The 7521-nt window shown below is 45.2% G+C and carries 6 protein-coding genes and 4 tRNA genes; all 10 read left to right on the top strand.

Features of this window, described 5'->3' with window-relative positions; translation table 11 throughout:
- Window positions 1-71 precede the first annotated feature (71 nt).
- The 10 genes from pncC to OU793_RS19640 all read left to right on the top strand — a co-directional run bounded on the left by pncC (window position 72) and on the right by OU793_RS19640 (window position 7519).
- Window positions 72-554, top strand: coding sequence for a nicotinamide-nucleotide amidase (gene pncC / locus OU793_RS19595; protein WP_140104007.1), 483 nt, complete (start codon window positions 72-74; stop codon window positions 552-554).
- A 199-nt stretch (window positions 555-753) separates the two neighbouring features.
- Window positions 754-1797, top strand: coding sequence for a recombinase RecA (gene recA / locus OU793_RS19600; RefSeq protein WP_005478550.1), 1044 nt, complete (start codon window positions 754-756; stop codon window positions 1795-1797).
- A gap of 123 nt (window positions 1798-1920) precedes the next feature.
- Entirely contained in the window at window positions 1921-2388 is a 468-nt protein-coding gene (gene recX / locus OU793_RS19605; protein WP_005455548.1) for a recombination regulator RecX, read from the top strand.
- Window positions 2389-2530: 142 nt separating this feature from the next.
- The gene (gene alaS / locus OU793_RS19610) at window positions 2531-5113 is read left to right on the top strand and encodes an alanine--tRNA ligase (RefSeq protein ID WP_140104006.1); all 2583 of its coding nucleotides are present in this window, start codon (window positions 2531-2533) and stop codon (window positions 5111-5113) included.
- A gap of 202 nt (window positions 5114-5315) precedes the next feature.
- Entirely contained in the window at window positions 5316-6503 is a 1188-nt protein-coding gene (locus tag OU793_RS19615; RefSeq protein ID WP_005478552.1) for an aspartate kinase, read from the top strand.
- 92 nt (window positions 6504-6595) lie between these two features.
- Complete coding sequence (csrA, locus tag OU793_RS19620; RefSeq protein ID WP_004415691.1) at window positions 6596-6793, top strand: carbon storage regulator CsrA; 198 nt, start codon at window positions 6596-6598, stop codon at window positions 6791-6793.
- 243 nt (window positions 6794-7036) lie between these two features.
- Window positions 7037-7128: transfer RNA gene (locus tag OU793_RS19625), tRNA-Ser, on the top strand.
- A gap of 31 nt (window positions 7129-7159) precedes the next feature.
- A tRNA-Arg gene (locus OU793_RS19630) sits at window positions 7160-7236 on the top strand.
- A 29-nt stretch (window positions 7237-7265) separates the two neighbouring features.
- A tRNA-Ser gene (locus tag OU793_RS19635) sits at window positions 7266-7357 on the top strand.
- Window positions 7358-7442: 85 nt separating this feature from the next.
- Window positions 7443-7519, top strand: a tRNA-Arg gene (locus tag OU793_RS19640).
- Window positions 7520-7521: the final 2 nt, after the last annotated feature.

A 7521-nucleotide genomic window follows, 5' to 3' on the forward strand; every position in this document is an offset into this window, starting at 1 on the left:
TGTTTATTTCCGTAGCGGCTTAGGATACGTGAATCCCTATCAAGTAAAAAGAGACAAAGGGCATTTTGGCTATGGAAAAAACAACAAAATTAAGTGCTGATTTAGGTGTGTTACTTGCGCGACATGGGCATGTGCTGACTACAGCAGAGTCCTGTACTGGCGGTGGCGTTGCAGCCGCAATTACTGATATTGCAGGTAGCTCCGGTTGGCTTGACCGCGCTTTTGTTACGTACAGTAATGAGGCCAAAATGGAGATGCTTGGAGTGCAGTTTCAAACACTCGAAGCGTATGGCGCAGTGAGTGAGCCAGTTGTAGTTGAAATGGTGCAGGGAGCATTAAAACATTCCAATGCAACAATTGGGGTGTCTATCAGTGGCATCGCTGGCCCTGGTGGTGGCAGTGAGGAAAAACCGGTTGGAACGGTGTGTTTTGCCTTTGCAGATAATCAGGGGTGGCAGTTAGTAGAAACCATGCATTTTTCTGGAAATCGAGCAGAAGTTCGCGAACAAGCGGTGATTCATGCATTGAGTCAATTGTACCAACACTTAATCTAGTTTTTTGGATCTGCGTAAGCCCAGAGAAAACAAGGGCTAGAGAAAACTGCACGATATTGTGAGCCAAATTTTTTTCATACAGGTATAGACACTGTATGAATCAACAGTATAATGACTTTCATTGCTGAGCAGAACTTCTGCTTAAGAAAAATGAATTACTATTCGTCGCCCAAAGAAGATGAATAAATCGGAGAAAGTAATGGACGAGAACAAACAGAAAGCGCTCGCCGCTGCGCTAGGTCAAATTGAAAAGCAATTCGGTAAAGGCTCTATCATGCGCCTTGGTGATAACCGCGCAATGGATGTAGAAACCATTTCAACGGGTTCGCTTTCTCTTGATATCGCTTTGGGTGCTGGTGGTCTACCAATGGGTCGTATCGTAGAAATCTACGGTCCAGAATCTTCAGGTAAAACAACGCTAACTCTCGAGCTTATCGCTGCTGCACAACGTGAAGGCAAAACTTGTGCGTTTATCGATGCAGAGCACGCTCTAGATCCTGTATATGCAAAGAAACTTGGCGTTGATATCGATGCACTATTGGTTTCTCAACCAGACACTGGTGAGCAAGCTCTAGAGATTTGTGATGCATTAGCTCGCTCTGGCGCAATCGACGTAATGGTTGTTGACTCTGTTGCTGCTCTAACACCTAAAGCTGAGATCGAAGGCGAAATGGGCGACAGCCACATGGGTCTTCAAGCTCGTATGCTTTCTCAAGCAATGCGTAAGCTTACAGGTAACCTGAAACAGTCTAACTGTATGTGTATCTTCATCAACCAAATCCGTATGAAGATTGGTGTGATGTTCGGTAACCCTGAAACGACTACTGGCGGTAACGCGCTTAAGTTTTACGCTTCTGTTCGTTTAGATATCCGTCGTACTGGCGCAATCAAAGAAGGCGATGAAGTTGTAGGTAACGAAACGCGTATCAAAGTGGTTAAGAACAAGATTGCAGCACCATTTAAAGAAGCAAACACGCAAATCATGTATGGCCAAGGCTTTAACCGTGAAGGTGAGTTGATTGACTTAGGCGTGAAGCACAAGCTAGTAGAAAAAGCCGGTGCTTGGTACAGCTACAATGGCGATAAGATTGGTCAAGGTAAAGCAAACGCTTGTAACTACCTGCGTGAGCATCCAGAAATCGCGAAGACAATCGATACCAAACTGCGTGAAATGCTACTTTCTCCAGCTCAACCAGAAGCACCTGCTGCCGGTGAGAAGCCTGAGCAAGAAGAAGAGTTTTAATCTTCTGATAAACTAAAAATAAAGCCCTGCGTTGCAGGGCTTTGTTGTATTTGTCGAAATCAAAATCGAAGAAATTTAAGGCAAACGAAAAGCCTGTACAGCTAAATTACCTTTAGGATCACTATGTACCAAAAGCGACAAGCACCGACGCTATCTAGCAAAGAAGCCGCGATTCAGTTACTTAGTCGTCGAGATCATGGCTTATATGAGCTCCATCAAAAGCTTGCGATGAAAGGCTATGAAGAGGCTGATATTGAAGCTGCGATTAACTTTTGTTTAGAACACAATTATTTGGATGACTTGCGTTACGCCAAAAGCCAAGTGCGTCAACACGTTTACAAAGGTCATGGTGAGCGTCGTATTCGCCAAGAGCTTAACCAGAAGCGCGTTGCAGAATCTGTCATTGAACAAGCAATGGCAGAAGAGCCCCAAGATTGGTTTGAATTGGCAAAGTTGGCAGCAGAGAAGAAATTTAAAGGAATAAAGGCCAAAGACCAGAAAGAGTACGCTAAACAGGTTCGTTTCTTACAATATCGCGGCTACAGTTTTGACCAAATTAGCTATGCGTTAAGCTTTGAAGACGAAGATTAGGCGTGAATTATTCACGCTGATTTTTGTTTTGCTTCAAATTTTTTCTTCTACCCCCTCTTTTCCGCAAGAAAACTAGTCTCAGCTGATTGCATGATCTACAATACGGCAAAATTCTAACTCGACTATTTTCAGGAAGAGCTGCATGTACATGAGCACTGACGAGGTTCGTAACGCGTTCCTCAAGTTCTTTGAAAGCAAAGGACACCAAATCGTAGAAAGTTCATCGTTAGTTCCACATAACGACCCAACCCTGCTGTTCACAAACGCAGGTATGAACCAATTTAAGGATTGTTTCTTAGGCTTGGAAAAACGAGCCTATACTCGAGCGACTACGGCTCAACGTTGTGTACGTGCTGGCGGTAAACACAACGACCTGGAAAACGTGGGCTTTACAGCTCGTCACCATACTTTCTTTGAAATGCTAGGTAACTTCAGCTTTGGCGATTACTTCAAAGAAGACGCGATTTCATTCGCTTGGGAATTTCTAACAGACGTTCTTAAGCTGCCTGCAGACCGTCTATTGGTGACCGTTTACGAAACTGATGACGAAGCATTCGATATCTGGAACAAGAAAGTAGGTGTTCCTGCAGATCGCATCATCCGCATTGGCGACAAGAAAGGTGGTAAGCCATACGAGTCAGACAACTTCTGGCAAATGGGTGACACTGGTCCTTGTGGTCCATGTACTGAAATTTTCTACGATCACGGTGAGCACATCTGGGGTGGCCGTCCTGGCACGCCTGAAGAAGATGGTGACCGTTTCATCGAGATCTGGAACAATGTATTCATGCAGTTCAACCGTCATGCTGATGGCACGATGGAACCGCTACCAAAACCGTCGGTAGATACAGGTATGGGTATCGAACGTATCTCTGCAATCATGCAAGGCGTTCACTCAAACTACGAAATCGACGTATTCCAAGCTCTTATCAAATCAGCCGCAGAAGTGATCGGTTACGAAGACCTATCAAACCAATCGCTACGCGTTATCGCTGACCACATTCGTTCATGTTCATTCCTGATTGTTGATGGTGTTATGCCTTCAAACGAAGGTCGTGGCTATGTTCTACGTCGTATCATTCGTCGTGCTGTTCGTCACGGTAACAAGCTAGGTGCACAAGGTGCATTCTTCCACAAATTGGTTGGTGTACTAGCTGACATCATGGGCACTGCAGGTGAAGAACTGAAACGTCAGCAAGCTGTCGTAGAAAAAGTACTGCGTATCGAAGAAGAAAACTTCGGTCGTACGCTTGAACGCGGTATGGCGATTCTAAACGAAGCGCTAGATAACTTAGATGGTAAAGTGCTCGACGGTGAAACCGTATTCAAACTTTACGATACTTACGGCTTCCCAGCTGACTTGACTAACGACGTTGCGCGTGAACGTGAGTTCGCGATTGACGAAGAAGGTTTCGAGAAAGCAATGGAAGAGCAGCGTCAGCGTGCGCGTGAAGCGGGTCAGTTCGGTACAGACTACAACGCAGCAATTAAAGTTGACACACAAACTGAATTCTGTGGCTACGTTGGAACAAAAGGCTCTAGCTCAGTAGCTGCAATGTTCGTTGAAGGCAACGAAGTGGATTCTCTATCTGCTGGCGACAAAGCGATCATTGTGCTTGGTGAAACCCCATTCTACGCTGAGTCAGGCGGTCAATGTGGTGATGCGGGTGAAATCCGCACTGAAGCAGGTGTATTCCGAGTAGAAGATACTCAAAAGTTAGGCAACGCAATCGCACACCACGGTGTTATGGCGGAAGGCGTTCTAGCGAAAGGCGATGAAGTCGCTACTATCGTTGACGCAGAACGTCGCGCAGCTATCTCTCTAAACCACTCAGCAACGCACTTGCTACACGCCGCACTTCGTCAAGTTCTTGGTGAGCACGTGACGCAAAAAGGCTCTTTGGTTAAAGCAGAAAACCTACGTTTTGACTTCTCTCATCTAGAAGCGGTAACGGCGGCAGAGCTAAAAGAAGTTGAACGTCTAGTGAACGCGCAAATTCGTCGCAACCACGTTATTGAAACCAACGTGATGGACATTGAGTCTGCGAAGAAGAAAGGCGCAATGGCACTATTTGGCGAGAAGTACGATGATGAAGTACGCGTACTGTCTATGGGCGATTTCTCTACAGAGCTTTGTGGTGGTATCCACGCTTCTAACACTGGCGATATCGGCTTATTCAAGATCACCTCTGAGAGCGGCATCGCGGCGGGCATCCGTCGTATTGAAGCAGTAACAGGTGAAGCTGCTCTAGATGCGATCGAAGCTCAAGCAGCAAAATACGAAGAGAAACTAGCAGAATCTGCACAAAAAGCGAAAATGCTAGAAAAAGAACTTCAGAAGCTTAAAGACAAGATGGCTGCTGCTGAAAGCGCAAACATCATGGGTAAAGCAGTGGAAGTAAACGGCACGAAAGTACTGGTTGCTGCACTAGAAGGTGCGGATAGCAAAAACCTACGTACAATGGTTGACGACATCAAGAACCAAATGGGCTCAGGTGTTGTGCTTCTAGCAAACGTAACAGATGACAAAGTTGGCTTGATTGCTGGTGTGACGAAAGATCTCGTAGGCAAAGTTAAGGCGGGCGACCTCGTTAAAATGGTTGCAGAGCAGGTTGGTGGTAAGGGCGGTGGTCGCCCTGACATGGCGCAAGCTGGTGGTACTGATGTGTCAGCATTACCAGAAGCGATCAAAACTGTTCAGCCTTGGCTAGAAGAGCGCTTATAAGCATTACATAACGAATTTACGCTCAATCAAGTTTCTTTGATTGGGCGTAATTTTTTTACGGTAACCAAGTGGTTTAATTGACCGAAAAATAACCAGGTCATTTAAGCTGCTTGGTTTTTGTTGTAACTACCGCTTATATAATTTCAACTAGTGGAATATAAGTGGTCCGAATGAGACTTTGGTCTTGGGAAGGTGAAGACTGGTGAAAAAGCCCCTTATCGTGCAAAAGTTTGGTGGAACCTCCGTGGGTTCAATTGAAAGAATCCACCAGGTCGCTGAACACATCATTAAGGCGAAAAATGATGGTAATCAAGTTGTCGTAGTTGTGTCTGCAATGTCAGGCGAAACAAACCGACTAATGGACCTAGCGAAACAAGTAGATAGTGTTCCTACGGCTCGAGAACTTGATGTTTTGCTCTCTGCTGGTGAGCAAGTGTCAATGGCGTTATTGGCGATGACACTCAATAAACTGGGCTATGTAGCTCGCTCACTTACCGGAGCACAAGCGAATATTGTGACGGATAATCAACACAATGACGCGACGATTAAACATATTGATACCTCAACGATTACGGATTTACTTGAACAAGATCAAATCGTCATTGTCGCAGGTTTTCAAGGTGTGAATGAAAATGGGGATATCACCACATTAGGTCGAGGCGGCTCTGATACGAGCGCCGTGACGCTTGCAGGCGCATTGCGCGCTGACGAGTGTCAAATCTTTACCGACGTTGATGGTATTTATACTTGTGACCCACGTGTAGTGAAAAATGCTCAGAAAATGGCGGTCATTGACTTTCCTTCAATGGAAGCAATGGCAAGTCGAGGAGCAAAAGTTCTACATTTACCTTCTGTGCAGTTCGCATGGAAGAATAATGTACCGCTGCGCGTGCTTTCGACCTTTGAAGTTAATGAAGGCAGTTTGGTTAAGGGGGAATCAGGCCATCAAGCCGTCTCTGGTATAGCCATTCAACGTGACCTTGCCATTATTGAAGTCGATAAAGAACATTTATCTAGTGCTACAAAACAATGTCAGATGTTAGGCATAGACATTTGGAATGTGATCGAGGAAACAGAACGAACAGGTATCATGATAAAACAAGAAGCATGTGCCAAGTTCGATCTGGTGTTCAGCGATAAAATCCGTAATAGTGAAGCAGTAAGTCTGTTAACCGCAGTAGGGCTTGAAGCCAATGGAATGGTGGAACATGCATGCGGTTTGTTGGCTCAGCAAGATATTGCGATCAACTTCTGCGCAACGAATGCACTCACTATGATGCTGGTATTGCCACCTGAGAGTGTGGATACAGCAGCAAACATTCTTCATGATGCTTACATTACGTCTAGTGAAGCATTGAACATTCAGCAAAAACATGCCTTTTTAGGCTGATTTTCCGTGACAAGGTAGTTTACGAAAATATAACTTTTGTTGGATAATAGCTTTGTAGCAAGAAAATTTAGAGATTACTCAAGGAGCAAAGAATGCTAATTTTGACTCGCCGCGTAGGCGAAACACTTATGATTGGTGATGAAGTGACTGTAACTGTACTAGGTGTTAAAGGTAACCAAGTACGTATCGGTGTTAACGCTCCGAAAGAGGTTTCAGTTCACCGTGAAGAAATCTACATGCGCATTCAGGCTGAAAAAGGCAATGGCAACGTTGCTTCAGGTAACTACTAAGTCGCTCCTGTTTACAGAGCTTAGTTTGAATGAAAAAGGCTAGCCGATCGGCTAGCCTTTTTAGTTTCTGATAAATGTCATTTTTTAAGAGAAGATTCTCTTTTTTTCATCATAATAGAGTGATAAGGTTTGTTTTATAGTCACTTTGATTAAATCCGCATCGGTTAAGCGTTTTTTGCGTTTTTTTTCAAAGAAAGTGTTTGACATATTTTCGGTAAAACGTAATATGTGCCTCCGCAAGACGGTGAGGTGGCCGAGAGGCTGAAGGCGCTCCCCTGCTAAGGGAGTATACGGTTTATCCCGTATCGAGGGTTCGAATCCCTCCTTCACCGCCATTCTTGCAACGTTGATTTATCAACAAAAAGTGCGTCCTTAGCTCAGCTGGATAGAGTACCTGGCTACGAACCAGGCGGTCGGAGGTTCGAATCCTCCAGGACGCGCCATATCTCTTTTGAGATATAACAATGAAAACGGTGAGGTGGCCGAGAGGCTGAAGGCGCTCCCCTGCTAAGGGAGTATACGGTTTATCCCGTATCGAGGGTTCGAATCCCTCCTTCACCGCCATTCATTGACTGGCCCGATGGCCTTTTTTTTGTTTCGCAAGAAATGAATGTGATTTACTTCACAACTTCCTAGCAAGAAGATCTGCGCGTCCTTAGCTCAGCTGGATAGAGTACCTGGCTACGAACCAGGCGGTCGGAGGTTCGAATCCTCCAGGACGCGCCACT

It is taken from the genome of Vibrio sp. VP6 (assembly GCF_028823755.1).
Lineage (GTDB): Bacteria > Pseudomonadota > Gammaproteobacteria > Enterobacterales > Vibrionaceae > Vibrio > Vibrio parahaemolyticus.